The organism is Pleionea sediminis, assembly GCF_007570825.1.
In the GTDB taxonomy this organism is placed as follows: Bacteria; Pseudomonadota; Gammaproteobacteria; order Enterobacterales; family Kangiellaceae; genus Pleionea; species Pleionea sediminis.
The window spans coordinates 1,804,596-1,830,911 of the sequence record NZ_SUNB01000001.1 but is presented as its reverse complement, the minus strand read 5'-3'; the positions used below and the strand labels follow the sequence as shown (position 1 = coordinate 1,830,911).

Sequence of the window (26,316 nt, the reverse complement as noted above, 5' to 3'; positions counted from 1 at the left end):
GTTTTGTGGCAAAAAAGCAACCAAAAATCCTGTGATAATTGGTTGCTTTTTGCACTAAAGTAAAAGCCTGTTTAGGCGGGAGAGAAATTGAATCTATAAGTTACTGCAGTTGCGGAAACATCTTTTTTACCAAAGTTTAATGACTTTATTCTTGCAAGAATTTGTTCATCAAGTTTTTCATAGTTAAGATCGCTATTCACAACTTTAGCTTCAGTTACCGTTCCATCGGGTTGAATTACTATTTTAAAAACGTACTGTCCAGCAAGTCCTGGTCGCTCCCTTTCTGCTTTGTAGTAAAGAGAATTTATCGGACCTTTATACCTTTCAATTACCATCCTGATACTCTCTACATCCCTTTGACCAGAACGATATTCGGAATATTTAGAAGAACCATTAGATACGCCCTCCTCAATAATCCCTTCAACAACAACGGTTTGATGATTTGATAAAGCAGTCGCCTCACCTTTCATTACTTTTTCAGAAACACTAATGCCTGTACTACGTTGAGCGGCTTTATTTTCTCCAAATACCTTGTTGTCGACCGTTGCAACAACACCCGCCTTTTTGGATGTAATTGTTTTGTTTTTCATTCCAGCAATATTTAACGCTCCGCGTAAAGCGCTCAATTCGCTCGAAACTTTATCTAACCCCTGTGACTTTTGTACCGACGCCTTTGCACTCACTGCTTTACTTTTATTCGCAGGCTTTTGCGTTGAATTACCCAATTTAGGTTTTGCCTTTTCAGCTTGAGGTTTTGGCTGTTCAAGCTTTTTAGCAGGAACAGGCTTGGGTTTTGGCTTCGGTTTAACCACTTCTGGTTTAGGTTGTGGTATTGCCTTTTTTTGTAATACAACTTTTGTTCTTACCACTTCCTTTTCTCGTGGCTCCAGCTCTTTCTCAAAAACAGGTAACCAAGGAATCGTAATAAACAATAGAAAAAGAATAATACCTGCAATGATATTAAGTTTTTTATAGCGTTCTTCCGTTGATTCAACGGGCTTCCACGGTAAACCAAGATCTAACGCTAAAGGTTGTTGTAGTGTTGCTGACATTTTATCCTCCCGAATTCTTTGAGTTGGATAATTGCGCAACCTTATCCGACGATACACCTGTTAAATGCGTCGTTTTAAAAGATTGAGTTGCAACACGGTTTACTGCCAGAGAAATATCTCTGAAGTCATTGTCTTGGCAAGTGCTTAACACTTCTTTTAGTAAACTATAAGAGACGTCTCGGTCACCCATTACTGTTGCCGATAATCCATTTTCTTTCTCATAGGCAGTTAACTCTCCACGCTTTTCCTTATAAAGAGTTAATGCCTCTGTTAAAGCTGAAATGGATTCTTCTTTGGATTTCAAAACATCATCAATAGCCACTACTTTCTCATCATTAAGCCAGATATTATCTTTACCAATCATAATAACGGCTTCTACATGAGGAGCGTCTGCTGAGCTAGAATTAGGCAAAGTTACAAACTTTGCATTTTCTAACCGTTCTGCATCACCAGAGTTTAAAAGTAGAAAGAATACCAATATTGTAAATATGTCCATTAACGCGACTAAGTTTAATTTTGTCGCGAAAACAGGCTGCTTCACATTAGAGAAGCTCAAATTGGATTCATTTAAATTTGTCGTTTCCATAATTATTTAATACTTGCGTCTGCCAGAGACACCTCTGGAAAAAGTTCAACTTCAACCATGCTTGCCGCAAGAACTGTTTTATGTGACTTCACCGTATCCATAGTGGAAATAAGTGTTTGATAATCAATTCCTGGCTCTGACAAAACTAAAACGTCTTTTTTGTCAGGAATTTGCTCTTTAACTTTCTGAAGCACTAAAGAGAGCCGCTGAAAATCATAAGACGAACTATTATCGTCTCCCTTTTTCATTGGAATTTCTTGAATCAATACATTACCAGGATAATAGACATCAATACCTTTTGAAGTCAGCATTACTTCCAGTTGTGGCGGCTCTTCATTTGCACTTACCGTACTCGGCGTCAAATTAGGAAGCTTAATCTCATGAACGGTAATTTGGGTAAATGTGAGACTTAATAGCATCACAGGCACCAAAACAATCATAAGATTCATGAAAGACGTAACGTCTAATTCAGCTTCTTCGACTTGTTTATTGCTAAATTTAAGAGCCATGGTAACCTCAGCTTGCTTCGCTTTGCGTCTTCTCAGCTTGGCTTGTATCTACTTGCACAGCCGCTCCAGCAAAAATCTGTCGGTTGTAAGTCATGATATTCAAAAATTTAACGGCCGCCATTTCAATGCTACTAACAATTGACGCTGTCTTATTTTGCAATAACGCATGAAACACAAGTAAAGGAATCGCAGCAATAAGTCCGAAAGCCGTTGTATTCATCGCAACAGAAATCGATTGAGAAAGTAAAGATGACTTTTCTGCAGGATCTGCGCTGGCAACAGCGGTAAATGCACCGATCAAACCAACAATAGTTCCTAAAAGACCTAACAATGTTGCAATATTCGCGAGTACTGAAAGATAACTGGTTCGCGATTGAAAACGCGGCATTGTTTCTAGCATACCTTCACTCATAGAGTGTTCAATATCAGCACGATGCTTAGTAACCTTCATCATATCCAAACCACAGCCAATAACTCGAGTTACAGGAGCTGTATTTTCGCGTGTATACAATTGCATCTTTTCCATATCGGTTGTTCGCAATAATGGTAAAAAGCCATCGAAAGCTTTAATATTACGAACACGCTCACGCGATAAAAACATCCAACGTTCGATTGTAATAACCAAACCCAAAACCAAGACAATAGAGATTGGATAGATAAACAATCCCCCTTCCTGGAAAAAATTTACTATAGTGCTATAAAAGTCAGTCATAAGTGCCTCTTTAATTCTCTTGATTGACTAAAGTCGTTTGTTCCAAATTTAACTCTTCATAAATAGCGATAGAGCGCTTCATTACTTTTCTATCAACTAAATCTAATGTCCGATCAATTTTATCGCTAATTTGCCACTGTAATTTATCGGGTGTTCCAATATTTTCCCAAGGTATAAAATAACTAACCGCAGGTTGTTCCTTATCTCCAATGAAGTTAGCTTCTAAAAATATTGTTTCTTTAGGCTCCTCTTTTTCGGCATTTACACCGAAACTTAGTAGAGACACCAATATTAATAGAGCTCTCATTATTTACTCTCCTTTTTATTGTTTTCTGCCAACTGCATCTGATATTCCTTTAACTTCAATGCAATATCTTCCTGAATATAGTTTGGCTTATTATTTCTTTCTTGAAGCTCTTGCATCCAAACAACAGCTCTTGGTTCCTTCGTCGAAGCTAATAAGTCGTAAGCTTCCAAATGTTGTTGAGCCAAAACCGGTTTATTTAAGTACAAGTCGTATAAAACCGCTAAATTTAAGTGCGCTTCTGGAAAGTCTGGCCATAAAACAAGAGCTTTGGCATAAGTGTTCTGAGCATGAATAAAGCGACCTAATAACCTCTGCGTTTTAGCAAGCTTGATATAGGCATTAACATTATTCTTATTAACCTCAATTGCTTTAGCAAAATGCTCAACAGCTGTATCCAAGTCTTTACTTTGTAAAGCCAGCTCTCCCTTAAGCATCCATGGTCCAGAAAGCTTATTATTCATGCTAATAAGCTGATCTAGTGTTTTATTGGCGGTTGAAACCTGCTTACTTTTAACGGCTTGCTTTGCCTTAATGAATAAAGTAACGACAGCCTTGTCTAATTGACCTTTTTCAGCAAGATAAGGATTTCGCTTTGCCGAATATCTTTTCTGCTTACCAGTTTCTTCATCAATCGAAAGATAGGGCAAAAACTTCTCTGTCGAGATTAAGTTTGCCGCTTGCTCACCATTGGTCAAAAGGGCAATTCCAGATTTCTTAGTCGTTGTTGAGCATGCAACTAACAATGCACACAACGATACAACACCGATTATGTTTATTGCTTTACCAAATTTCATCGCCATAACTCACTTCTATTTCTGATTTCGCGTATCGGGCGGGTCGAAGTTCCTTCATCGCCTGATAACTCTTTTCAATCCATTTATCGTATTCGCCTTCCCAAGCTCGATTAATATTCCCCTGGTGAAGCTCAACAACTGTATCCATTAACGGTGCGGCTTGCTCTTCAATAATGCCACGATAAGCCGACTTTTCTTCTGTAGATAGCCCGGAAGGTACCGGTGCTCTTTTCAATTCTTTTACTAGCTGTTGATAGAGTCCCGCCATTTTGACACTCGACATGGTGACAAACTCGAGAATTCCATAGTCAGCAGCTTGCTGATAACGCTGCACAGCGTCTCTCATCGCTTCGTTCTTTCTTGGAAGGCTTTTCGCCAAAGGTAAGGTCAGTCGCTTCCGTTTGAACTCAAAAGCAAAATAGTCACCGTACTTAATGTTGGCCCATGCTCCTAACCAACGGCTTCTTTCCGTACGCTGATTTCCGCCTTTTGCATCTCCCTCGATGATTCGTCGCAACCAAAACAACTGTTTCGATTTTTCGTCAGTTTTTTCGTACAAATCCGCTAAATTAAAGCGCGCTTCCATCCTGACATCGAAAGGCTGTTCATAGGTTCTAGCATACTTTCTGAACAATTTTATTGCTGTGTCGTAGTTCTTATTTTTACGATACATGCTTGCAGAGAGGAACAAACTATTACGTTTAACCTCTTCATCCTTATCATTTTTGCTAAGCTGTTCATATTCTTGAGCGGCTAGCAACCAGTTTTTATTTTGCTCATAAGCAAAAGCTAATTTTCTAGGGAACTCATTGGCATGTTCATATTTAGGAAATAATTGAATAAGCTCTTTGAGCAAGTTGATAGCTTCAGACCAACGCTCTGCACCAAGCATTAAGCGAGAAGCATCATATTGGGCAGTTACTCGAACACTTGAGTCTGGCGTTAACTTGACGATCTTTAATAGCTCTGTAATAGCAGATGCTTTGTCATCGTTAGCGACCATAACTTCCGAGTTTTTATAAATAGTTACAGCCAGACGCTCAGATATTGCCTTATGTTCACCACTCCCCTTCTTAACTAGTTGGCGTTGATTGACATAGTTTTTTTCCGCTTCTGAATAACGCTCTAATTTAAAGTTAGAGTGCGCCATTATTCCATAAGCTGTTTTCTTTAAGTTCTTATCAAGTTTTTTAGTCTTATTTATTAACTGCTGCGCTACTTCCAAAGCACGTTCGTATTGCTGTAATGAAAATAAGTACTCTGCAGCGTTAGTGAGAACTGAAGGAGAGCGATTATCGGTATGATAAACAGAAGCGAAACGCAACATACTTTCAACCGCTTTTGACTTCCATTGCGCATGCTCTTGAGAACTTTCCGACAAAGAGTCTAAATGTTTATCATAAGAAATAATGGCTGCATATCCAGCATTAGCGCCATTTTTTTGACTACCCTTATCTTTTAACTGATATGCAACATTCTCATAGTCGGTAACCGCTTCTTTATATCTACCCGCTTGAAACAATACTTCTGCACGTAAATAAGTAATTTCACCAACACGCTTGTCTGTCGGGAATGTTCTTAAGTACTCACTGTAAAAATGCGCTGCTTGATTAAATCCCTTCGACTCTACTTCAGTAAGCTTATCGAGCTGAGACTTCATTGAGCTATTGGGTTGACCACGTTTTTCTAATTTTTGTCGCTCTTTTTGGGCTAATTGAGCTTCACTATGGTAGTGCTTTGCGAGCTCATTTATATAGATTTTTAACTGCGATAAAATACCTGCGTTAATTGAGCCAACATTTCTTTCATACTCAGAGCCAATACCGTAATAACCAACATAGGTTTCTTTTTCTTGTAAAGCTTGAAGTGGAAATCCACCTTTTATATAAGTACTTATTAAGTGGCTATGCAACTCAGGTGCTTTAGCAGTAAAATTGTATCGATTTACATAAGCTCGGAATGATTGTGCTGAGTCTTCATAACGTTCTTTATCAAGAAAATATTGCCCCAGGCTGTTATAAACCATCCAAATGTAATCTTTACCACTTAGACCATCGATATCTTCAATGTATTCAGCTCCACCATACTTCGATAAGCCAAGACTAATAGACTTAAGAGTTTCCTCAGCCAGAGGCTTTTCAGCCTTACTAAGTTCGCCTTGACTATCAACTCTTTGCATTAATGTGTTAAGAACATTAACAAAAGCATCTAAGCTGTTTTCATACTTAAGCTGCTTATACTGCGACCAGCCCAACATGTAATTTGCATATAAATTTAATTTAGGATTGTTATAGGCCAGTGTAATCTTATATTCGTGCTCAGCTTGTCGGTATTCCTTTTTTGAGTACAAAATATCAGCCTTTCGAAAATGTGCCTCTGAATTATTTTTATAATTCGGATGATGACGCGTTAGCTTTGTTAACATCTCAAGAGCTTTATCTTGCTCACCTTCCATATCATATGCACGAGCCAACTGATAAAGGACATCGGCATTGTCTGGAGAGTTAGGATATTTTTTTAGAATATTTTGATAACTCTTAATGGCTTCAGCATAATAGCTTTTGGGTTGGGTAACGGTTTCTTTTAGTTGATCGTTACCGCCTTCAATCATATAAACGTCCGCAATTCGTCTTTCGATCTGCTCTTTAAGCTCATCATCTTTAAATAATGATAATAACTCTTGATACTCTTTTCTTACTTCTTGATGAGTAAGATTTTCAAATACGATTTCCTTTTCTTTTTTTGGCTGATAACTGAGATCGCCCAAAGTTTTTTGACCAGAGGAACATCCTAATAAGGCGAGTGAGATACCAATTGCAATACTTGTGCGTTTCATTATCCTTTATCTCCCGACTGCTTACTTCCATTGTTTCGCTGTTCTTTAGCTTTGTCTAATTTCATAAGTGTTGTATCGTATAATCTCGCTTTTGCTAAACGCGACTGAGCCCAGTAATAACGCATACGTTCTTCATGCTTATCAAGTTCAGCATTAACCAAACTTCTAACTATCGGCTCTAATTTGGCAATATAAGATTTCGCATTGGATAATTTCTTATCAATCGAAGCATGCTTTTGTTTTACTTCATTCAAATATTGCTTTGGCTGTTTATAAGGTGCTTTTACTAATTGCATTTGCGATGCCTTGCTTGTTAACAAAGTAAGCTCGCGATCAATGCTTTCAATTAACGCTTTAAATCGCTCTTGTTGTTCTTCAGATAAAGTTAATGCATGAAGTTTAAGTTGTGATTTTTTCTCTTCAAGTACGGCCGTAAGCTCTTTACTTCTCTTTACTAATTCAGTATCAACTGATTGCTTTCCTTTTTTGCTCGCGCTTAAAATAATAGCTTGATGCTCTAAAGTCTGACGCTTCCAGTAAGTTAGGTTCTTCTCTATTGCATATAAGTCAGATAACTCTCGTAAAGCTTCATTTAAAACCTTACTCGACATTAAATCGATTAAAAATGGAGTTAACTTTTGGTAGTCAACAGAGGGTTCTGATGCAAACCAATCTGTATCATCGACAATTACATCTAAATTCTGAATAAATTCTTTTGGTACATCCTGCTTAGCAATAATAGTTCGAGCCTCGTCAATTTTTGCAACACCTTTCTCAAAAGCTTCTATTGCTAAAAGATTGGCTTTCAATGCTTTTCTTGGAGAACCTTCCTGTTCATACAAATGAGCTAGTAAAACTTTCGCTTCTTGTACTTCAGGAATCGCAATTGATCGCGTATTTAATATTTCTAATGCAGCAACGGCATCATTAAATTGCTTCATCTTAATTGCTGTCCAAGCATAAGTTAACAATGCACGATTAGAATATAGGCCGCTTGTCCGAATAGCAGTAAGAAATTGCCATGCTTCTTTATTCTGACCTTGTTGTAAGAACAACTGAGCCAAACCATGTTTTGCTCGATCTGCGAGAGACGCAAACTCTTCACCATTATTTTGAAACGTAACAACTTGTTGTAGCTTTAAGGCTGCTGTTTGTGGTGTTCCTTCCCTTAAATGACGAATCGCTAAATTAAAAAGAATATAGGGATAATGGTAATTATTTTCTGGCAGCGTATTAACGATATTCTCCGTAACGTCAAGATGCTGAGCCTGATTGTTTATTAACGTAGCAAGATAATGGTACTCTGGATGAAGATCTTCAGGTACTTCACCTTCAATTTTTGATAACGCTTCATAAGCTCGTGTATTTTCAGACTTATGATAAAAAAGACTTGCTAAATAAAACCAAGCTCGATTTTGCGTTTCTTGATCAGCTCCCTCAGCCAATACTCGGTTAAAAGCCTGTTCCGCATTTTCTGCCAATCCATAAGATAGCATCATGCCACCTTGTAATAGATTTCCGGGAACACTTTCTGCAATCGGATTATCGATAGAGGTAGCGTAGTCATACTCAACTAATGCATTAAAATAATTCTTTTGGTAATATTCGTATAATACCGTACCCCACTCCAAATCCTCTTTAGTATGAGGGTTGTCTTCGATAGTGTTTGAGTTAACAGACGAGCAGAAAAAGCCAGCTGATAACACAAATGGCAATACGCTTTTAGTAATTGCGTTTAATTTCATTATTACCACCGCTTCAACTCAAAAACAGGCTCTTGAGTATCACCATCATCACCGATAGCGATCTCTAAGTATTCTCCAGCAGGTCCTTTATTAAAATCGAGAGACTTAGCTAATTTGTGAGAGCGACCATTAAGTCCAATACCAGTAAAAAAGACCGTCACATTATGCTTGCCTTGATTCACGTTAGTAACGTAAAGCTTCTGAATTCCACCTCGTGCCATAGATTCTCGCTGAGAATCCGAATAAACATGCGAAGAGACTAATTGACCATCAATTTTCAACTTAATACTTTCAAGCTTAAAGAACTGGCCAGTGGTAAGTGAGACGAAAACGGTGAACTTAGTACTTGATGGAAACAATAGCTTTTCTTCCATCTGGCGTAGTTCACTGTTTAAGCTTATAACATCTTGCTTGAGATCCTGTAGACCCTTAGATACCTGTTTAAGAGTGTCTAAAGCTTGTTTTTCCGATTGATTAAAGCTTCTCTCTTGACCAGCCTTACCTTGGCTTTTGTCATCAATTTTCGCTTCCGACGCCCACACATTCGAAAAAACTATTACCAAAATTAAAGTTAAAAATTGAATTGTTTTTTTCATGCCTTTACATATCCATTCGCACTATACGACTAATCCACGCGTCCAAAATTCTTAGCAGTTATTGCTCACTTTTCGATAAGAAAACGATGTGAACTTTGGGTATTCGTGATTACGAAAATGGACTATACACAAATCGAAAAATTGACTATATATTGAACTACCAAAACATCTAACTACGTCACAGATCCCAGTGCTCATGCTTTGAAATTTAAGACGTGAGTCACAACATCCTTGTTGCAAAATCGACACAGCAAAAGCTTTCGATACAATGCGAACTCGATGTAACGAGAGAATCAAGGAATGAGACATTGGCCTCAACCATCCTACTTTTCCTGAGTCTCGAAGCCAGCCCATTTGGGCATTAGGAATTAAATTCATCTTTTGATGGAGTCGGAAAGATTATGGTTAAAGCAAAACCATCTACATTTTTAGCTACGATAGTGACCGTAGCATCACTTTTGACCAACACTTCTGCGTTTGCACAAGAGTCGTCAAAATCAGTGAAAATCATTGAGCCTAACAACTCAATTACGAAAGCAGAATCAGCAGCCATAGATAGCGAAAACTTCGAAGCGGGAATCTATGGCGGATTTTTAAGTGTTGAAGACTTCAATACTAATCCAATCTTTGGGCTTGATTTTACCTATCACATCAACAACGACTTTAAAGTTTCGTTTCAAACAGCCACATCTGAGGTTGGAAGAGCCACATTTGAAGACGTTCTCGGCGGTAGTTTCTTAAGTGATGCAGACCGAAAATTTGAATATACCGGCTTAATAGGCGGGTATCGTTTATTCCATGGTCGCTCATACAGCAATGAAAAAAGTAAATATAATTCAAATATTTACTTGCTTTTCGGCGCCTCATCCATTGATTTTGCAGGCAATTCCGAGACCGGTCTGGTGATAGGCAGCAGCTACAAAACAGTAATCACAGATTGGTTGACTTGGGATTTAACGATTAAAGACCACATTGTCGACCGTACGTTTCTCGATAGCAGCAAGAAAACTCACAATATTGAATTCTCGCTGGGCTTAAATGCTTTGTTCTAAGCAAGTCAGTGAAAAGGAAGTTAAATATGAAAAAATCATTATGGCCATTGCTTTTTGCTCTTGTACTAACAACGAGCTCTCAGCATTTAATTGCCAAAGACACGGTTAAATTAGAGGTCATTGACCCCTACTTGGAAATGCACACGGGACCAGGCAACGGCTACCCCGTTATTTACACGGTTGAACAAGGTGAGTCGGTAGAAATACTTACACGCCGTCCTGATTGGTACGAAATAAAATCTGAGCGCGGCAGAAAAGGCTGGGTTAAAGCCTCTCAGATAGCACGAACACTCGTCCCCACCGGCGAACCTGTCGATTTACCAAACGTTAGTTTCGGTGATTATTTGGAGAATAGCTGGCGAATTGGGTTTAGCACGGGTCAGTTTTCCAGTGGAGCGCTTAAAGGCGCACAAACATACAGTTTCACCACTGGCTATCGGGTCCTATCTTGGTTAGGCGTGGAACTGGAAAGTGGGAAGTTTTATGACGCTGAGGTTCGAGGCGACTATTTGGGAGCCAACCTACAGTTTGAACCTTGGTCAGAGTGGGTCGTTTCACCTGTATTCACAATCGGAACCGGAGAAATGAATATTTCAGCTCAACCAGAGCTTATTGAACTGCCCATTAGTAACTCAAGTTACACTCAGTTCGGGCTCGGAGGCAGTTATTACCTTGGACGTAACTTTGTAGTTCGTGCGGGTTTTCGGGATTACACAGTATCAACAGAACAAGACGATGAGAGATTAAAACGATGGCACATTGGATTCAGCGCATTTTTCTAAAACTTTTTGTAGTAAGCCTGAGTGTTGCTTTTACTCATCCAGTCAATGCCAAGGATGATTCAACACAACAAGGTATGAATGAGCTCAACAACGAACAATTTGAGCTTGGTTTATCCGCAGGATTTTTAAACATTCAAGACTTCGGAAGTGAAATCGCAACCGGACTTCATGCAAACTTTATTGCGACAGAAAATACGTTCTTACAACTAAATTACGTGTTTACTTCGACCAGTGAATCTTCGTATGAAACGAATCAAGGTCCTCTTTTTTCTGGAGACGACCGTGATTTTAAACACCTCGACTTTTTAGTAGGTTACAACCTGTATCAAGGCGAACAGTTTTTTTCCGGTTCGAAGGCACAACTGTCTTCGCTATATATCATAGCTGGAGTGGGTGATACTTCGTTTGGTGGCGAAGAAAGATTCACTTACGTTGCTGGTGTGGGCTATCAGGTAGGTTTATCCCGAACTCTTAACTTAAAGTTTGACTATCGCAATTATATTTACGATTCAAGTTTACTTGAAGAAGATGAGAGTACGGTAAATACTCTGTTTTCAGTCGGTGTTAGTTACTTATTCTAAATGTCCCTTTCGCGTCGCTAATATTTCGTTAGCGGCGCACTCCCATCGCCTGATTTGCTAACAATCGTTTTAATCCCGACATTGAGTCGATACAACTGACTCCGAAATTACGAGCCAGAATAGTTAAGGGCGACTTCGAACGATAAATCCAATTAAGCGCCGTCATTGCTTTTTGAGTCAAATGATTATCTGATTTTCGTTCTCGCTCGTATGGTCTTAAACAAAAAGTCGCACCAATATCTCGTTGTTTATGCGCCGCCAGATTCACCTGATTAGCCAGCGATTGTGCATCCGCAAATCCGAGGTTTACTCCTTGACCGGCCAAGGGATGAATCGTGTGGGCTGCATCTCCAATTAATGCAACACGCGACTGAACATATTGTTCAGCATGACGCGCAATTAATGGAAAACATTCCGTATCAGAAACCAGTTCAACTTGTCCCAATTGATGATCTAATGCAGCTGCAATCTGTTTAGATTGCGTAATTTGATCGACAGATTTAAAGTTTTCCGCAAACTCTCTTGTTACCGACCAAACAATTGAACACATATGCCTGTCAGCAAGTGGTAAATAAGCAATTGGTCCTGTTTCTAAAAACCTTTGCCACGCCGTCAGTTCGTGATCATTTTCGGTTTTTATATTTGCAACCACAGCCACTTGCTCATAATCATGTACACTGGTTGAAAACTCAAACCATTCTCTTGTCTTTGATAAAGCACCTTCAGCTCCAACCAATAAAGATGCATCTAATTGCAAACCATCTTCAAAGCGGCATCGAATCGATTGTTCGCTTCGTTCAACAAATTCTATTGGTGAAGTAATTACATTAAATTGAGATCTCGATACCTTTAAAGCATCGTACAGCGCCGCTCGTAACCAGTTGTTTTCGACAATACAGCCCAGATTCGGAGCGACAACATCTTGAGCACTAAAAGACAATCGACTGGAACCATTTTCATCCCAAACTTTCATATACTGATAGGGAGAAATTCTAGATTGTGGCAAACACTGCCAAGCTCCTACTGATTCCAAAATATTTATCGAACGAGGAGAGATCGCACTAACACGTTGCATATATGGACTAGATTCATCCAACTGAGAAACGCTCGACATTAACGCAGGATCGACGATTGCAACTTTCAACCGATCACTCAGCAAGTTAGCAAAAGTTAAACCGACCAAACCACCACCGTTAATGATTACATCAAACTTTTTTGCCACAACTAGACTCCAGAATTCGATTTAGAGTGTGCATTTAACTTTGGCCAAAAATGGATATCGTTGAGAGGAATTCCTCGAGCAAGAGAAGGTAAGTTACTTTTTTGTCCCATGGCAAATGCAGAGAACTCAGTTTTAACTGGGCCTAAAACATCAAGCCACTTCAATAACCCATTACGGGCAATTGTTAAAACAGAAGATTTGTTTGCGAATAAACGAGCCAATGCATCTGTACTGGATAACGTAGATTGAATATCATTTTTTCGGTGCGTCCAGAACTTATCAAGATTTGAATAACTTCCAATATCATCATTATTCGAGACAGCGGTAGCCACAACTTCTGTTAATTGAGCAATATCACGCAATCCAAGATTAAATCCTTGACCAGCAACAGGATGTCCAGTGTGTAAAGCATTACCTATAAAAGCAACTCTCTTCTTAAAACCCACTTTTAACTGTCGTAAACTCAACGGATATATGACGCGCTTCCCTACTCGCTCAATGTTTCCTGTTCGAAAGCCGAAATGCTGCTGAAGAGCTTCTCGAAACTCTTTTTCAGTCATTTCCTCAATCAGCTCTCTCTGTTCTGGAGCGAAAGACCAAACGACAGATATTCTCTGATTTGTTAGTGGTAAAAAAGCAAGAGGGCCGGTATCCGTAAATCGTTCGTATGCCCAACCAGCTTTATGATGACTCGTAACGATATTACAAATAACGGCCATTTGCTCATAATCACTTTGGACTTTTTCTACCGCTAATTGCGTTGCGATTGGAGAGTGAGTGCCATCTGCTGCAATAACTAATCGACACGAGAGGTCACTTAAACTCCCCTCACGGTCAATCGTTAATATTGCTTTCTTATCGATATGTTCGACAGCAGTAACTTGGGCGGGAGTAATAACCGTTATGTTTGTATGCTGCTCTAGTAATCGATGAAAGACATTTCCAGCAACTCGATTTTCTACAACATACCCAAGCGCTTCGGTTCCATATTCTTCGGCATGTAAACGACACATTCCCATGTGCCCTTTATCTGAAACATGAATGTGCCTTATTGCTTCCGTCTGAGGTTCAAGATCTTGCCAAACGTTCATGGCTTCAAAAATTACTCGCGAACCATAGGACAAAGCAATACTTCGATCATCAAAGCTCGGTTGTTTTTGGTGATCATGGGAGTAAACATCAACAACCGCAATTCTAATTGGTAAAGGAGCCAATGCGAGCGCCATCGAAGCGCCAATCATGCCGCCACCGACAATAACAACATCAAATTGCTTTGATTCTTTCATTAATGACTCGATTTAAAGTCGTATTAAATAATTATGCGAATTAACTCGCCATCAAAGTTTCAATTTCTTCGACTGTCTTTGGAACACCAGCCGTTAAAACATCATTACCTTCAGCGGTTACCAAAATATCGTCTTCAATTCGAATTCCAATACCACGATACTTTTTATCAACACTTTCATCATCGGCAGGAATATAAATAGCAGGCTCAACGGTTAACACCATTCCCGACTCAAGAACTCTAGGTTCATTATCAATGGTATAATCACCAACATCATGAACGTCTAATCCTATCCAATGACCAGTTTTGTGCATGTAATATTTCTTATATGCCTCATCTTCAATCAACTGAGCTTTGTCGCCTTTAAGTATTCCCAACTCAATCATCCCATCTGTAAGAACATCAACAGCTGTTTCATGGGGCTGCATCCAATGATTGCCTGGACGCACCATTTCAATTGCAGCAATCTGCGACTTTAAAACGAGATTGTATAAATCTTTTTGAGCATTGGTAAATTTGCCGTTGATTGGAAAAGTGCGCGTAATATCCGAAGCATATCCTTGATATTCAGCTCCAGCATCAATTAACAACATATCGCCGTTTTTTAATCGGCTTTCATTTTCCGTATAGTGCAATATGCAAGCATTATCACCACTCGCAACAATGGATGCATAAGCTGGAAATCGAGCTCCATTGCGACAGAACTCATAATGCAACTCCGCTTCGATATCTAACTCTGTCATTCCAGGTTTACAGGTTTTCATGGCTCGAATATGAGCATCAACGGCTATTTCAGACGATTTTCGCATCAATTTAATTTCTGCTGCCGATTTAAATAACCGCATATCGTGTAACGCATGCCGTAAATCGACAAATTCACCGGGTGGTTGCGCACCTTTTTTAACTTGGGAACGAATTTTATTCACCCAATTCATCACCCTGCCATCAAGCTCATTATTTTTTCCCATTTCGTAATAAATTCTGCGACGCCCTTCCATTAAACCGGGCAAAATATCGTCAATATCATCAATGGGAAAGGCATCGTCGGCACCATACTTATCAACCGCGGCTTCCGGACCACATCGTCGGCCATGCCACGTTTCATGTTCGAGATCTTTTTCATTACAAAACAATACGAACTCGCCATGTTCTCGACCCGGAATCAGCGCCAAAACCGCGTTAGGCTCTGGAAATCCAGTTAGATAGTGAAAATCACTGTCTTGTCGAAACATAAAATGCGTATCTCGGCTACGAACTAACTCTTGAGCGGAAGCGACAATGGCAATGCTGCCATCTTCCATTGTTTGCATTAAGTTCTGCCGACGACGCGCGAATTCTTGTTTGTTAATCACACAACTCTCCCAACAATCTTTTAATGAATGGTGTCTTTTTGCCCTGGCTTTTGATGATCGGCTTGCATCAACATACTGCGAGTCTCGAGAAAAACAACCTGAGATGTAACCCGAACATGCTCAAGGACAGTATGCAAAGCTTGCTCCATCTCTTCGGTTTCCTCAACTTCCAAATCAACCTGGGAAATTTCCATCAAGTCCTCTAAAGCTTCGGACAAATCTTGACTGTCTACATCACGTTTACCAACAATCATGCCGTATCCTAACAAAAAACCTTGAGCCCACTCGCATGCACCCTCAAGGCGCTCTTCGATCGAAGCGGACTCAGGAGGCATAGCAAGCTCTAACTCAAAAATATCATTTTCTAAAATATCACCCAAATTTTTCACATAATTGTTTAGATCATCCATGATACCGCTCGGATACAATTTACCCTCATTGAGATGTCCCATCACCAGCGACTTCCAAGATTTTTGGTCATTCGGCATACCACCAGAATATAAACCGATTATCATGCCCTGAAATTCACTGGCTCGAGTTTCGCATTCTTGTTCGGCCAATATGTCTTCTAAATCGTCAAACGTCAGTAATTGCTCACTAGTCATAATTAAAACTTTTTTTAAATTGCCAATTGTGCATTGCGGTGTGATGATTATATCATTGACCCAATCTCCGCGTAGCTCTATATTTAAACCATCCGTAAAAACAACAGCTTGCTATGGAAAATTCAGAAATTTCTCAACTTGAAGGGCGAGTTGATCAGCTTTTAAAACGCTTTCAACAGCTCCAACAAGAAAATCGCTCTCTTAAGCTCAAACAAGATGAGCTCATTGCCGACCGTGCTCGACTGTTGGAAAAAAACAAATTGGCGACAGAAAAAATAGAATCGATTGTTTCTCGCCTAAAATCGATGGAGTAGTTAATCGTGAGTAAAAACGATCATTCCGTAACCTTACGCATTCTCGAGCGCGAGTATCAATTTTCTGCTGAAGAAGAGCAACGTAATCAGTTAATGGATGCAGCGCGCTTTCTGGATGGTCGAATGAAAGAAATTCGCGATAGCGGCCGCGTCGTTGGAACCGAAAGAATCGCGGTAATGGCAGCGTTGAATTTAGCGTTTGAATTACTTCATGGTGATGACAACTCTGGTAAGTCCTCTGTTGACACAAATCGTTTAACTCAACTTAAGTATCGTATTGAAGAAGTATTGGCATCCGACAGCCAATTAGAGTTAACATAACAAGAGTGCTGCCTGGGATGTTCGCGAGCAGAGAACGTCCTTGAGCCGATAATACTGTCTTTGGGAGTCAGGCAGTTATTGGTGTTGTGCAAACCCGGCATGTACCGGGAAGCCTGATCCGATACTTAGATTCCCACCTAGAGCCTTGGGTTCTAGGGCTTTTACCTGCAACGGCATTCCGGGTAGCGCGTTTATAATTTATGAACACTTCTAGTGAAGATTCCACTCAATCGCTCAAAAGTAACATTCGTCGCGAAATGCGACAGAAAAGACGAGTACTAGAAAGTCGCCAGCACTACTTCTCAGAGCAATTAAAACAGCAACTTTTTGCCTGGTCTAAATTTGCAGAAGCCAAACACGTTGCTGGGTACTTAGCGCAAGATGGCGAACTAAGTCTCGAACCAACATTAATATCAAGTCAAAATCACGGTAAGTTAACGTTTCTTCCAATTCTAAGGCCCTTACCTCCCAATCGATTATGGTTCGCACCATTTACCACAACAACTCAATTGAAAAAAAATCGCTTTGGAATTCTCGAACCGGTAACAACACCGAATCAACACTTTAGAATAAGTCGACTTGATATTGTTCTATTTCCGCTGGTTGCCTTTGATTCTCATGGCGGAAGACTCGGCATGGGAGGAGGATTTTACGACCGAACTTTTGAACATTTAATTACGCATAAAACGCGACCATCTTTTGTTGGAATCGCTTACGAACAACAACGAGTTGAAAGATTGCCTATAGAGCCTTGGGATATTCCTCTAGACGCGGTTGCCACGCCAGAAAAAGTTTGGGTGTTTTCTTAAAAAAATTTAAAAGCCCGAAAAATAAAAACCCCGCGACTTGCGCGGGGGTATATATTGAATTACCGGTTTATCTCAACAGCTCGTGTATCGCTTGGGTCTGACTTTTCGCTAAGATTGTTAGCACTGCCGACGCTCGATATTGCGATACCCAACCCCAAAACTGCCGCCAAGACAACCAGTATGTCTGGCTTTTTTTTCATGGTGCTCTCCAAACCCTGACTCTTTATGGGTCATTTTATTTTATTATTGATAGAGCTCCTTTTATTTGCGTACTTCCCTAGCCACCGAACCGTTATTTATTCGTTTTTTGTGTAAACATTGTTCAGCGGGTTTCACTTTACACCGATCAACTGTTACGATGCAACCCCTAATTTCTGCCCTATAAAAATCTGTTTTTCGCCAAAGACATACAATCTATTGACTATACAAGCAACACGGTTAATGAAGTAGTCGAAGGTCTTGTCGTAAAAGCTTATAATTGTTTTTAACCGCGAAAAATAAAGAGTTCAAAAACACATGTCTCAAGATGAGTTAAAAAAACAGGCCGCTATCAAAGCTCTCGAATTTATTGAAGAAGATGAGATTGTTGGTGTCGGAACTGGCTCGACCGTCAACTTTTTTATCGATGCTTTAGCCGAAAAAAAACATTTGATCCGCGGAGCTGTTTCCAGCTCAGAAGCCTCAACGGCTCGCCTAAGGCAACATGGAATTACGGTTTACGAATTGTCGGCAGCAGATCGAGTACCGGTATATATTGATGGTGCAGACGAAAGCAATCACCTATTACAACTCATAAAAGGTGGCGGTGGTGCATTAACGCGTGAAAAAATCATTGCAGCCGTTGCAGAAAAATTTGTATGCATAGCTGACGAATCAAAATTGGTTAAAAAATTAGGTTCTTTCCCTTTGCCTATCGAAGTTATTCCTATGGCAAGATCACATGTCGCCAGAGAAATCGTTAAGCTTGGCGGAGATCCGGTATACCGAGAAGACTTTGTAACAGACAACGGCAACCAAATTCTTGATGTCCATAACTTAGACATATTCGAGCCAATTGCAATGGAAGAAAAAATTAATCAAATTGTTGGAGTTGTCACCAACGGCTTATTCGCAGCTCGAAGCGCAGACTTTTTACTTCTCGCCTCTAAAGATGGTGTCAAGTCCATGACAGCTTAGTCGTTTCAAATTGAGGCCCGTACATCTGGGCCTCACAAATCATTACCTAAAGCCATTTAGTACAAGATTCGACTCTTAATAGTTCCTTCTATATTTTTTAACGCCTCATAAGCATCATCACTCGATGATTTATCCACATCAGTAACAACATAACCAATATCACCGGCCGTTTGGAGATATTGAGCAGCGATGTTCACTTGGTTAGAAGAAAAAATGTCATTTATCTTCGCCAAAATGCCTGGAATATTACGATGCATATGGCAAATGCGATGCTTACCTTCGTGCGAAGGCAATGCAACTTCGGGAATGTTCACCGAAGATAAGGTGGAGCCATTGTCACTGTATTTAACAAGTTTTTCGCTAACCTCAATTCCAATATTTGCCTGAGCTTCTATCGTACTTCCGCCAACATGAGGAGTTAAAATAACATTATCAAACTGTCTAAGGGGCGACTCAAACTCTTCCTGATTCGACTTGGGCTCAACTGGGAATACGTCTATCGCGGCTCCACGAACCTTTTCGCTGGATAAGGCAGATTCTAAAGCAGCAATATCAACCACCGTGCCACGAGAAGCATTAATTAAAATGGCGCCATCTTTCAGATGGCTGAAAGCTTCTTCATCCATCAAGTTTTTGGTTTGCGAAGTTTCGGGCACATGAAAAGTTACGACATCCGAAGTTTCCAGTAACTCATGATAACTATCAACTGGCATCGCATTGCCCAGAGCCAATTTACTTTCAATATCATAATATTGAACATTCATTCCCAAACCTTCAGCCAGTATTCCTATTTGAGTTCCAATATGGCCGTAACCGACAATACCCAGTGTTTTTCCTCTTGCCTCATATGAACCTGTTGCCGACTTCAACCACTCACCACGGTGAGCAGCAGCATTTTTAGCGGGAACACCTCTGAGCAGCAAGATCATTTCTGCCAATACTAACTCAGCTACACTTCGAGTATTGGCAAAAGGAGCATTAAAAACCGGTATTCCTTTGATGCGAGTCGCGTCAAGATCGACCTGATTAGTACCAATACAAAAACAACCTATTGCCGCAAGTTTTGGGGTGTACTCTAACAATTCTTCAGTCACCTGTGTTCTCGAACGAATGCCCAAAAAATGCGTGTCAGACAACACCTCTATTAGCTCTTTTTTCGGCAATGATTTTGGTGCTGAAACTATGTTTTCATAACCCGCGGCATGAAAAACCTTAGTTGCGCTTGGATGGATACCTTCTAATAAGGCAATTTTGATTTTCTTTTTATCAAATGATGTCGTTTGCAGAGCCACAATAAACACTTCCTGATTGAATATTCGCTTTTAGCTTAAGAAAAAAGCTTTAAAAAAGCTACAGATAGATCCAAACGATCCGTTATTTGACGTTACTGCCAAAAGTCGATTGAATTGGAAAGTGCAAATTTTGCTGGTAGCTGCTAAAATCGCGCCAAATTTTGTAGGACCACTTTATGAGCAACGCAAGTATTTCAGAAACCACAAAGCAACTACTGATAGACACCTTATCACTCAGCATGTCTGCAGAAGAGTTAAGTGAAGACACGCCATTGTTAGGTAATTTTCCGGAATTCGACTCAATGGCAATTGTCGCAGTCGTAACTCAACTTGAAGAAACTTTCGAATTTACCGCTGAGGATGACGAGCTGTCTGCAGAAGTCTTTGAGACCGTTGGCTCATTAATCACCTTTGTAGAGAACCACACAAACTAAAAACTATAAATTTCAATAAGATAACTTGGTCAGAGCGAGTTTCTAATTATTGACAAAACTTCTGCGAGTACAGTAGCATCTATGCGTAACTATTGGCAGAAGACCAGAAAATGAAGCCCTGAAAGTCAGCTTAAAATAGTGTCAAAGTTTTAAATGAACAAGGAAGTAGAGTGAGTGTGCAATGGATAGCAACTTTATCAGCCTGTCTTCGGTAAAGTTATCGCGATCAACCTATCCTCTTTAAAAGCAACCCGTCTTTTAAACATTTTCAACCAACTCTTTTATTTCTTTCTTCATTTTGAGATATGCTGAAGATTATTCTGTCTACTCTTTAGCTATAATTATGATAATAACTTACTGATGAGGGTCATTTGGAATAAGCAATGCGACCCTAACACTTTGATTTATATGACTATAGTTAAGAAACAAGGAATGAATAAATGAAAGTTTTTGCCATCGCCCTACTAACCTTCATCTTGGCAGGATGCAGTACCCAACCAACTGAAGTTGCAGGAATAAATCCAGCTCCCAGCAACACCGCGTTACTTGTCGACCAGTATTACATCGGTGTTGATGATGTCGTCACAGTTAATGTCTGGAAAAATCCCGATCTCTCAATAACCGTTCCAGTTAGACCTGATGGTCGAATTTCTGTGCCTCTCGTGGGCGAGATTGTCGCGGGAGGGAAAACTCCTGTTGATGTTTCTAAAGAAATCACCCAGAAGCTTTCAAGATTCATTAAAGATCCACAAGTAGCCGTTATTCTGGAGCAACTTAACAGCCATGAGTTCTTATCGAGGATACGAGTAACAGGCGCTGTTAGAACTCCTCTATCTATGAGTTTTCGACAAGGTATGACGGTACTTGATGCAATCTTAGAAGCTGGTGGACTTAATGAGTTTGCTGCAGCCAATCGAACGAAGCTTTTCCGCCGAGTCGATGATGAAGTGAAGACAATTCAAATCGAATTAGAAGATATTTTAAACGATGGCGATATGTCCACTAATTTTTCACTTCAGCCAGGAGACATCCTCTCAATACCTGAGCGTGTCTTTTAACTTTTTTATGGATAGCGAATAATGAGCCCGGAAATTACATCAACCATTCGAGTCGTTCAAAAAGAAATATGGAAACACCGCCGACTGGTGATTTTTCTCTATGTTTTTACTTCTGCAGTGTTCCTTGTTGCAGCTTGGACGTGGCCACGAATTTATACTTCATCCAGCAGTATTGAAGTTGACCAACAGAACATTCTAAGACCCCTGATGTCAGGCACAGCCGTCACCACCGGTGTTCAAGACAGGGCAACTATTGCCAGCAAGGTTATCTTTAGTCAGCGAGTGATGAATCAAGTACTAGAGTCTGATACATGGCAAGCAATTCATAAAAATGAACTTAGTACTAAAGACATGAGCAAGCTTGCAGAATATATAAAGCGACAAACGATGGTCAGAAACGCCGATCGTAACTTAATAGAGATTTCTTATAGTCACACTGATCCAATGGTTGCTTATGAAACAACAAAGTTAATGACGGAAATTTTTATCGATGAAAGTCTTGCAGCAAAACAAAATGAAAGTCGCTCAGCATTCGAGTTTATTAATAATCAAGTTGAAGTTTATCATGAGAAGCTGAAAAACGCTGAGCAAGCAATAAAAGACTTTCGTTCAAAAAATATCGATGCTTCTGAAAATGCTAAAAATAATGCAAATGCTCGATTAATAGAATTAAAGCGAGACCTCGAAACGGTAGAAATTGAAATATCAACACAAGAGTCTTCGCTTGAAACAATGACCAAGCAGATTACTGGACAAAGTGGGTTTCACAATAAAGCAAGTATCGAGCGAGAAAACGTATTAAATGAAAGGATTACTCAGTTAGAAACTCGTCTAGCCGATCTTAAACTTAATTATCATGATACTTATCCCGATATTGTTCAGCTTAAAGGTCAAATTAAAGAGCTGAAAGATCAAGTTGCCGACGAAGTTATATTACGAACTCGTTCAAAAAACGATCGTATTGTCGAAGCACCTACAGGCGAAACAGCAAGAACTTTAAGAACTCAAATTTTAAATACAGAAAATACGATTGCTTCATTAAAGGCTAGAAGTCAGCAATTGCTCAATTTGATTAATAAAGAACGAGAAACTCTTGACAACATAAACGCTGTAGAAGCGGAAATTTCGGAACTAACACGTGATTACACAGTTAATCAAAATATGTATCAAGAACTTTTGAGTCAACGAGAGAATGCTCGAATATCGATGAATATCGATAAAGAAAAGCAGGGACTATCAATGAAAGTTCAAGATCCCGCTTTTATCCCGGTTACCCCAAAAGGTCTTAGATTTGCTCACATTATCTTAGCCGGGCTAGCAATCAGTTTTATGTTACCCGTGGGTCTAGTATTCGGACTTACGCTACTCGACAAAAAAATTCGAACAGAGCTTCAAGTTCAAAATATTTTTAAAATTCCGGTGCTATCGTCTGTTCATCCGCCAACAGCACCTGGCGATCAGAAATCCGCAATCCTAAAAATGTCCTTTATGGTAATGACCGTTGTCGCTGTATGGACCGTATATGGTATTGCGATCTACTTAAGAATGAGAGGTTAATCATGAGCACAGTAGAAAAAGCCTTTTTAAAGTCGCTCGAGAAGGAAAAGAAAGAAGAGTCTCTCATTGAAAAAGCGGCTGAACAAACTGCATATTCAGAGCCAGTCAATGTCCAACGTAAAGACACACAGCAACTCGTGACATCAAGGAAAAGTATTTCCAATATGGCGCAAGTTGAAAAGTACTCTGCGAAAGAGCTTGCAGAAAGACGCCTGATTTTTTCGAATATGGCAAACAGTAAACTACTGGATAGTTTCAGAAATTTACGTACACGACTTTTAGCCAGCTGCGATAAAGATAACTTTGTTACTCTGGTAGCTCCGGTAGTTCCCGATAAAGAAAGTTATCTAATCAGTGCAAATCTAGCAGCAACATTTGCTTTAGATGAGGCAAAAACTTCAATGTTAATTGAGGCTGACATTCATAATCCTCGGTTAAATTCAGTATTTGATCTTGGGGACCAGCAAGGATTGATTGATTTTCTGGAAGACGATAGCCAAGATAGTGCAAGTTATTTACATAAAACTCGTGTGCCCCGGCTTCGTATGGTGCCAAGTGGTCTTAAAAGAGAAAATTCAGCTGAGTATTTTACATCGGACAAAATGCACGAATTTATTTCTGAATTAGTATCTCGATATCCCGATCGCTTCCCAATAATCAATGCACCTAGTATTTTAGACTCTGCCGATGCAAGAATACTCGTTGAACTTTGCGACCAAGTTGTTCTCGTCGTACCCTACGGTGAATGTTCGCAAGAAGATATCTTAAAGGCTTCTGTAACTGTCGGCCAAGAAAAACTCGCTGGATTATTACTGAATAACTTTTAACTATGGATAGAAAATATAAATGGATTGCAGTGCTTTTGTTATCACACTCAGCACTCGCGACTGAGTATGAGTACTCTTTAGGAACCTCTGGCTCTTCTAGCACTAATGTAACTCAGCGCCCAGATGGCCAGGAAGGCAGTGTCTATCAGGCAGACTTAACATTTGATATTTCAGATGAAAACTTATATGACTGGCAAATTGATTTTGCCAGTAGTTTGTCTCGATTGAATTACGATAATGATGAGTTAGCTGATGAAACTCGATCAAATATTAGATTAGAGTCGACCTATCAACCAAAAGACACTAACTTTTCACTAATGTTATTTGGAGATCTTTCTCAAGTACCTGCAAATCGGTTTCAAACAGAAGAAGTTAACAATTTAAGAGATAGTCAGACTGTGGCGTTTTCTCCAAATTATTTTGTCCGATTGGATTCACAAACAGACATAAATTTGAATTATCAACACATTGATTACCAGGTTGAAGACAGTGGACCAATTGTCGCTCAAGTTGATAACTCAAGAACGGCGCAGTCAGCATCTTTTTCATTAAACCGTCAAATTAATGCAACTAATCGACTTTCCTTAGTCCTTCAAGAAACTGACAACGACTATGATAACGATGAACAAGTTAATACTTTCGATTTTCGCCAGTCAGATCAAATTTTACGCTGGGTAGTTGTTAATGCAACAAATGAAATGCAATTAGATCTTGGTAACTCTAACGTCGATGGCGCCTCGGGTCAAAAAGCATCAGAGGAACAAATGCGCTTTTCCTGGAATCGACAAATGAATAGCCGACAATCGGTAACCCTAGAGCTGTTTGAAGGAGTAGCGAACTTAATCAATATCAATGCAGCCTCAGGAACCATTTCTATTAATCCTCAGGCGAATGCTTTGTTTCGAGCACAAAGGTCAGAATCAGGAACATTTCAATACGAATACAATACCGGGCTGGTCTCTTTTAGAGCGCAAATATTTGAAACGAATCTTTTTGGAATCTTTGCTGATAACGATGAAATTAGAAGAGGCCATGATATAACCTTGTCAACATCACTATCCCGTTTACTGAGCTCTCCTCTACAAAGACTGCTGACTTTTCGGTACTCCGATACCGAAACAGATTTCAATATTATTGGTAACTCGATTGAGGAAAATCGAATAAAACAGTCATTTATTCGCTATGACCACGTTTCATCATCGACACTTTCATTCTATAGCACGTTTGAAAAGCGAGAAGCTAAACAATTGGATCGTAATTTAGGAATAATTCCCAATACGAGCGAATACTTTACGCTGGGCTTCGTATATCGAGATCGAGGCCAGTGGTGATAACTAAAAGACTTGACTAATGCAATGATTCATTGCATCTAGATGTCTTTTAGTGACTCCATTGTGACAAGCTAACGTTATCAACCGTCGAGCGAATGACTTCGCATTCTCTAAATCAGACTCACCTAAAATTAAATCATTCGGTATATCTGAAAATTCAATCAACGATTTTTGATACATTTTCGATGCGCCCAGGCCTTTAGATTGTAATTCTGTATACAATTCATCTCGCTTTTGTTCACTTGGCAATAAAACCGGATAGCGGATTACGTGACCGATATCAGAAGGAATTAATGAATAAAAATCGATAAGTCCTTTGTCTTTATGTTGGGAAATCATTTTATGCAGCTCGTCCTGGTGATCGTCTAATGACTGATAACCGACGATAGCGCTTGATAATCTCGATGCGATAATCTCTGAAAGCGGATTTATTTCAATTAGTTTCTTATATTTAGTTTCTCCAAGCTTTAAAAAAGGCAACTTTGTTACCCAAAAATAGAATGCAGGAATCGATAATACTTTAATAATTGACCGTTTTAGTAGGTATTTAGTTTTAGCGAGTGCTGACTCATTAACAACATTGCTATTCTCCACTTCAAATTTACTGGACTTTGACTTTAAAACAGCGCCGCCGCCAAGAAGGCCAAGTGGTTTACCCCGTCCAAAACTTAAAGTCACCAGATCACCTTTCCAGTAATTATCAACATTACCAAGAGGCATACCTTGAGCACTATCTTCTATAACAACAACATTCGTTTTGCTCAACGTTCTTTTGATATCGATAATACGCTCAGGTATACCGAGAAAGTTGATAGCAATTACCGCTATCGTTGATGAATTTACAGTATCGAGGAGCTTAGAAAGGTTTATAAAAGGTAAGTTCTCTTCAAAATCGATCAATTTAACTTTTACACCTGCAAACTGACAGGCACTGAGGACATCAGGACAGGTATATCCAGGCACAATAACTTCCGGCTCAGCTATCTGTTGAGCACTTTCTTTTACTGCTATTATGGCTGCAGCGAGCGCCGATGTACCACTATCAAAACCAAATACATCAAAAGGGTGAAATACATCACACTGAAACTGGCCTTTCGTCACTCGTAAAGAATCACCAACGGGAGTTAGTTCACAAAACACAAAATATCCTTGTTAACGCTGAATTACCCTTATACAGACCA

At 39.6% G+C, this 26,316-nt stretch carries 28 protein-coding genes and 1 other RNA gene; 13 read left to right on the top strand and 16 right to left on the bottom strand.

Going from position 1 to position 26,316, the window contains the following annotated elements; translation table 11 throughout:
• Nucleotides 1-71: 71 nt before the first annotated feature.
• Genes FAX86_RS07440 through FAX86_RS07400 form a run of 9 tightly spaced genes read right to left on the bottom strand, consistent with a single transcriptional unit; the run spans nucleotide 72 to nucleotide 9,137 of the window.
• On the bottom strand, nucleotides 72-1,052 hold the full coding sequence (locus FAX86_RS07440; protein ID WP_144392702.1) for an AgmX/PglI C-terminal domain-containing protein: 981 nt from the start codon (nucleotides 1,050-1,052) through the stop codon (nucleotides 72-74).
• A 1-nt stretch (nucleotide 1,053) separates the two neighbouring features.
• A complete protein-coding gene (locus tag FAX86_RS07435) occupies nucleotides 1,054-1,638 on the bottom strand; it encodes an ExbD/TolR family protein (RefSeq protein ID WP_144392701.1) in 585 nt (194 codons plus the stop codon).
• A gap of 2 nt (nucleotides 1,639-1,640) precedes the next feature.
• Nucleotides 1,641-2,147 (bottom strand): ExbD/TolR family protein, encoded by a 507-nt coding sequence (locus FAX86_RS07430; protein WP_144392700.1) that lies wholly within the window; start codon nucleotides 2,145-2,147, stop codon nucleotides 1,641-1,643.
• A 7-nt stretch (nucleotides 2,148-2,154) separates the two neighbouring features.
• On the bottom strand, nucleotides 2,155-2,859 hold the full coding sequence (locus tag FAX86_RS07425; RefSeq protein WP_144392699.1) for a MotA/TolQ/ExbB proton channel family protein: 705 nt from the start codon (nucleotides 2,857-2,859) through the stop codon (nucleotides 2,155-2,157).
• A 10-nt stretch (nucleotides 2,860-2,869) separates the two neighbouring features.
• A complete protein-coding gene (locus FAX86_RS07420; protein ID WP_246128515.1) occupies nucleotides 2,870-3,166 on the bottom strand; it encodes a hypothetical protein in 297 nt (98 codons plus the stop codon).
• On the bottom strand, nucleotides 3,166-3,966 hold the full coding sequence (locus FAX86_RS07415) for a tetratricopeptide repeat protein (RefSeq protein ID WP_144392697.1): 801 nt from the start codon (nucleotides 3,964-3,966) through the stop codon (nucleotides 3,166-3,168). The genes FAX86_RS07420 and FAX86_RS07415 overlap by 1 nt, the downstream gene beginning before the upstream one ends.
• A complete protein-coding gene (locus FAX86_RS07410) occupies nucleotides 3,947-6,796 on the bottom strand; it encodes a tetratricopeptide repeat protein (RefSeq protein ID WP_144392696.1) in 2,850 nt (949 codons plus the stop codon). The genes FAX86_RS07415 and FAX86_RS07410 overlap by 20 nt, the downstream gene beginning before the upstream one ends.
• A complete protein-coding gene (locus FAX86_RS07405; RefSeq protein WP_205859118.1) occupies nucleotides 6,796-8,541 on the bottom strand; it encodes a tetratricopeptide repeat protein in 1,746 nt (581 codons plus the stop codon). The genes FAX86_RS07410 and FAX86_RS07405 overlap by 1 nt, the downstream gene beginning before the upstream one ends.
• A gap of 2 nt (nucleotides 8,542-8,543) precedes the next feature.
• Complete coding sequence (locus tag FAX86_RS07400; RefSeq protein ID WP_144392695.1) at nucleotides 8,544-9,137, bottom strand: OmpH/Skp family outer membrane protein; 594 nt, start codon at nucleotides 9,135-9,137, stop codon at nucleotides 8,544-8,546.
• Between the two features lie 401 nt (nucleotides 9,138-9,538).
• Between FAX86_RS07400 and FAX86_RS07395 the strand changes: the two genes are divergently transcribed.
• The 3 genes from FAX86_RS07395 to FAX86_RS07385 are packed head-to-tail and all read left to right on the top strand — an operon-like array spanning nucleotide 9,539 to nucleotide 11,552.
• Nucleotides 9,539-10,189: an outer membrane beta-barrel domain-containing protein gene (locus FAX86_RS07395; protein WP_144392694.1), complete on the top strand. Its 651-nt coding sequence runs from the start codon at nucleotides 9,539-9,541 to the stop codon at nucleotides 10,187-10,189.
• Between the two features lie 26 nt (nucleotides 10,190-10,215).
• Nucleotides 10,216-10,971 carry an SH3 domain-containing protein gene (locus FAX86_RS07390; protein WP_144392693.1) on the top strand — a complete coding sequence of 252 codons (756 nt, stop codon included), beginning with the start codon at nucleotides 10,216-10,218 and terminating at the stop codon, nucleotides 10,969-10,971.
• Nucleotides 10,941-11,552: an outer membrane beta-barrel domain-containing protein gene (locus FAX86_RS07385; RefSeq protein ID WP_144392692.1), complete on the top strand. Its 612-nt coding sequence runs from the start codon at nucleotides 10,941-10,943 to the stop codon at nucleotides 11,550-11,552. Before FAX86_RS07390 ends, FAX86_RS07385 begins: the two co-directional genes overlap by 31 nt.
• 28 nt (nucleotides 11,553-11,580) lie before the next feature.
• Here the strand turns inward: FAX86_RS07385 and FAX86_RS07380 are convergent, their stop codons facing one another.
• From FAX86_RS07380 to FAX86_RS07365, 4 genes are read right to left on the bottom strand one after another with little or no spacing between them, the layout of a single operon-like run.
• Entirely contained in the window at nucleotides 11,581-12,774 is a 1,194-nt protein-coding gene (locus FAX86_RS07380) for a UbiH/UbiF/VisC/COQ6 family ubiquinone biosynthesis hydroxylase (protein ID WP_164503498.1), read from the bottom strand.
• A 2-nt stretch (nucleotides 12,775-12,776) separates the two neighbouring features.
• Nucleotides 12,777-14,060 carry a 2-octaprenyl-6-methoxyphenyl hydroxylase gene (gene ubiH / locus FAX86_RS07375; RefSeq protein WP_144392690.1) on the bottom strand — a complete coding sequence of 428 codons (1,284 nt, stop codon included), beginning with the start codon at nucleotides 14,058-14,060 and terminating at the stop codon, nucleotides 12,777-12,779.
• Nucleotides 14,061-14,100: 40 nt separating this feature from the next.
• Nucleotides 14,101-15,411, bottom strand: a complete 1,311-nt coding sequence (gene pepP / locus FAX86_RS07370) for a Xaa-Pro aminopeptidase (protein WP_144392689.1) — start codon at nucleotides 15,409-15,411, stop codon at nucleotides 14,101-14,103.
• Between the two features lie 20 nt (nucleotides 15,412-15,431).
• Nucleotides 15,432-16,016 carry a UPF0149 family protein gene (locus FAX86_RS07365; RefSeq protein WP_144392688.1) on the bottom strand — a complete coding sequence of 195 codons (585 nt, stop codon included), beginning with the start codon at nucleotides 16,014-16,016 and terminating at the stop codon, nucleotides 15,432-15,434.
• 113 nt (nucleotides 16,017-16,129) lie between these two features.
• Here FAX86_RS07365 and FAX86_RS07360 point away from each other — a divergent pair, with 113 nt between their 5' ends.
• From FAX86_RS07360 to FAX86_RS07345, 4 genes are all read left to right on the top strand, one after another.
• Nucleotides 16,130-16,330, top strand: a complete 201-nt coding sequence (locus FAX86_RS07360; RefSeq protein WP_144392687.1) for a TIGR02449 family protein — start codon at nucleotides 16,130-16,132, stop codon at nucleotides 16,328-16,330.
• 6 nt (nucleotides 16,331-16,336) lie between these two features.
• Nucleotides 16,337-16,651 carry a cell division protein ZapA gene (locus tag FAX86_RS07355; protein ID WP_164503497.1) on the top strand — a complete coding sequence of 105 codons (315 nt, stop codon included), beginning with the start codon at nucleotides 16,337-16,339 and terminating at the stop codon, nucleotides 16,649-16,651.
• 6 nt (nucleotides 16,652-16,657) lie between these two features.
• Nucleotides 16,658-16,840: non-coding RNA, 6S RNA (ssrS, locus tag FAX86_RS07350), on the top strand.
• An 11-nt stretch (nucleotides 16,841-16,851) separates the two neighbouring features.
• Nucleotides 16,852-17,460, top strand: a complete 609-nt coding sequence (locus FAX86_RS07345) for a 5-formyltetrahydrofolate cyclo-ligase (protein WP_144392685.1) — start codon at nucleotides 16,852-16,854, stop codon at nucleotides 17,458-17,460.
• 59 nt (nucleotides 17,461-17,519) lie between these two features.
• On the opposite strand, the gene FAX86_RS22175 is transcribed toward FAX86_RS07345, so the two are convergent.
• Nucleotides 17,520-17,660: a hypothetical protein gene (locus FAX86_RS22175; RefSeq protein ID WP_164503496.1), complete on the bottom strand. Its 141-nt coding sequence runs from the start codon at nucleotides 17,658-17,660 to the stop codon at nucleotides 17,520-17,522.
• 316 nt (nucleotides 17,661-17,976) lie between these two features.
• Here FAX86_RS22175 and rpiA point away from each other — a divergent pair, with 316 nt between their 5' ends.
• A complete protein-coding gene (gene rpiA / locus FAX86_RS07340; RefSeq protein WP_144392684.1) occupies nucleotides 17,977-18,636 on the top strand; it encodes a ribose-5-phosphate isomerase RpiA in 660 nt (219 codons plus the stop codon).
• Nucleotides 18,637-18,692: 56 nt separating this feature from the next.
• On the opposite strand, the gene serA is transcribed toward rpiA, so the two are convergent.
• Nucleotides 18,693-19,922: a phosphoglycerate dehydrogenase gene (gene serA / locus FAX86_RS07335; protein ID WP_144393216.1), complete on the bottom strand. Its 1,230-nt coding sequence runs from the start codon at nucleotides 19,920-19,922 to the stop codon at nucleotides 18,693-18,695.
• Nucleotides 19,923-20,104: 182 nt separating this feature from the next.
• On the opposite strand from serA, the gene FAX86_RS07330 reads away from it, so the two are divergent.
• The 5 genes from FAX86_RS07330 (at nucleotide 20,105) to FAX86_RS07310 (ending at nucleotide 25,135) form a co-directional block, all read left to right on the top strand.
• On the top strand, nucleotides 20,105-20,362 hold the full coding sequence (locus FAX86_RS07330) for an acyl carrier protein (protein ID WP_144392683.1): 258 nt from the start codon (nucleotides 20,105-20,107) through the stop codon (nucleotides 20,360-20,362).
• A gap of 440 nt (nucleotides 20,363-20,802) precedes the next feature.
• Nucleotides 20,803-21,420 (top strand): XrtA/PEP-CTERM system exopolysaccharide export protein, encoded by a 618-nt coding sequence (locus tag FAX86_RS07325; protein ID WP_144392682.1) that lies wholly within the window; start codon nucleotides 20,803-20,805, stop codon nucleotides 21,418-21,420.
• A gap of 21 nt (nucleotides 21,421-21,441) precedes the next feature.
• Nucleotides 21,442-22,977: an XrtA system polysaccharide chain length determinant gene (locus tag FAX86_RS07320; protein ID WP_144392681.1), complete on the top strand. Its 1,536-nt coding sequence runs from the start codon at nucleotides 21,442-21,444 to the stop codon at nucleotides 22,975-22,977.
• 2 nt (nucleotides 22,978-22,979) lie between these two features.
• The gene (locus FAX86_RS07315) at nucleotides 22,980-23,804 is read left to right on the top strand and encodes a CpsD/CapB family tyrosine-protein kinase (RefSeq protein ID WP_144392680.1); all 825 of its coding nucleotides are present in this window, start codon (nucleotides 22,980-22,982) and stop codon (nucleotides 23,802-23,804) included.
• A 2-nt stretch (nucleotides 23,805-23,806) separates the two neighbouring features.
• Nucleotides 23,807-25,135: a hypothetical protein gene (locus tag FAX86_RS07310; RefSeq protein ID WP_144392679.1), complete on the top strand. Its 1,329-nt coding sequence runs from the start codon at nucleotides 23,807-23,809 to the stop codon at nucleotides 25,133-25,135.
• Between the two features lie 3 nt (nucleotides 25,136-25,138).
• Here the strand turns inward: FAX86_RS07310 and FAX86_RS07305 are convergent, their stop codons facing one another.
• Nucleotides 25,139-26,275 (bottom strand): DegT/DnrJ/EryC1/StrS family aminotransferase, encoded by a 1,137-nt coding sequence (locus tag FAX86_RS07305; RefSeq protein ID WP_144392678.1) that lies wholly within the window; start codon nucleotides 26,273-26,275, stop codon nucleotides 25,139-25,141.
• Between the last annotated feature and the right edge of the window lie 41 nt (nucleotides 26,276-26,316).

Excerpts from the sequence above, each read along its gene's own strand:
- FAX86_RS07440 (WP_144392702.1), bottom strand. The coding sequence starts at position 1,052 with ATGTCAGCAACACTACAACAACCTTTAGCGTTAGATCTTGGTTTACCG.
- FAX86_RS07435 (WP_144392701.1), bottom strand. The coding sequence starts at position 1,638 with ATGGAAACGACAAATTTAAATGAATCCAATTTGAGCTTCTCTAATGTG.
- FAX86_RS07430 (WP_144392700.1), bottom strand. The coding sequence starts at position 2,147 with ATGGCTCTTAAATTTAGCAATAAACAAGTCGAAGAAGCTGAATTAGAC.
- FAX86_RS07425 (WP_144392699.1), bottom strand. The coding sequence starts at position 2,859 with ATGACTGACTTTTATAGCACTATAGTAAATTTTTTCCAGGAAGGGGGA.
- FAX86_RS07420 (WP_246128515.1), bottom strand. The coding sequence starts at position 3,166 with ATGAGAGCTCTATTAATATTGGTGTCTCTACTAAGTTTCGGTGTAAAT.
- FAX86_RS07415 (WP_144392697.1), bottom strand. The coding sequence starts at position 3,966 with ATGGCGATGAAATTTGGTAAAGCAATAAACATAATCGGTGTTGTATCG.
- FAX86_RS07410 (WP_144392696.1), bottom strand. The coding sequence starts at position 6,796 with ATGAAACGCACAAGTATTGCAATTGGTATCTCACTCGCCTTATTAGGA.
- FAX86_RS07405 (WP_205859118.1), bottom strand. The coding sequence starts at position 8,541 with ATGAAATTAAACGCAATTACTAAAAGCGTATTGCCATTTGTGTTATCA.
- FAX86_RS07400 (WP_144392695.1), bottom strand. The coding sequence starts at position 9,137 with ATGAAAAAAACAATTCAATTTTTAACTTTAATTTTGGTAATAGTTTTT.
- FAX86_RS07395 (WP_144392694.1), top strand. The coding sequence starts at position 9,539 with ATGGTTAAAGCAAAACCATCTACATTTTTAGCTACGATAGTGACCGTA.
- FAX86_RS07390 (WP_144392693.1), top strand. The coding sequence starts at position 10,216 with ATGAAAAAATCATTATGGCCATTGCTTTTTGCTCTTGTACTAACAACG.
- FAX86_RS07385 (WP_144392692.1), top strand. The coding sequence starts at position 10,941 with ATGGCACATTGGATTCAGCGCATTTTTCTAAAACTTTTTGTAGTAAGC.
- ubiH (WP_144392690.1), bottom strand. The coding sequence starts at position 14,060 with ATGAAAGAATCAAAGCAATTTGATGTTGTTATTGTCGGTGGCGGCATG.
- FAX86_RS07365 (WP_144392688.1), bottom strand. The coding sequence starts at position 16,016 with ATGACTAGTGAGCAATTACTGACGTTTGACGATTTAGAAGACATATTG.
- FAX86_RS07360 (WP_144392687.1), top strand. The coding sequence starts at position 16,130 with ATGGAAAATTCAGAAATTTCTCAACTTGAAGGGCGAGTTGATCAGCTT.
- FAX86_RS07345 (WP_144392685.1), top strand. The coding sequence starts at position 16,852 with ATGAACACTTCTAGTGAAGATTCCACTCAATCGCTCAAAAGTAACATT.
- FAX86_RS22175 (WP_164503496.1), bottom strand. The coding sequence starts at position 17,660 with ATGAAAAAAAAGCCAGACATACTGGTTGTCTTGGCGGCAGTTTTGGGG.
- rpiA (WP_144392684.1), top strand. The coding sequence starts at position 17,977 with ATGTCTCAAGATGAGTTAAAAAAACAGGCCGCTATCAAAGCTCTCGAA.
- FAX86_RS07330 (WP_144392683.1), top strand. The coding sequence starts at position 20,105 with ATGAGCAACGCAAGTATTTCAGAAACCACAAAGCAACTACTGATAGAC.
- FAX86_RS07325 (WP_144392682.1), top strand. The coding sequence starts at position 20,803 with ATGAAAGTTTTTGCCATCGCCCTACTAACCTTCATCTTGGCAGGATGC.
- FAX86_RS07320 (WP_144392681.1), top strand. The coding sequence starts at position 21,442 with ATGAGCCCGGAAATTACATCAACCATTCGAGTCGTTCAAAAAGAAATA.
- FAX86_RS07315 (WP_144392680.1), top strand. The coding sequence starts at position 22,980 with ATGAGCACAGTAGAAAAAGCCTTTTTAAAGTCGCTCGAGAAGGAAAAG.
- FAX86_RS07310 (WP_144392679.1), top strand. The coding sequence starts at position 23,807 with ATGGATAGAAAATATAAATGGATTGCAGTGCTTTTGTTATCACACTCA.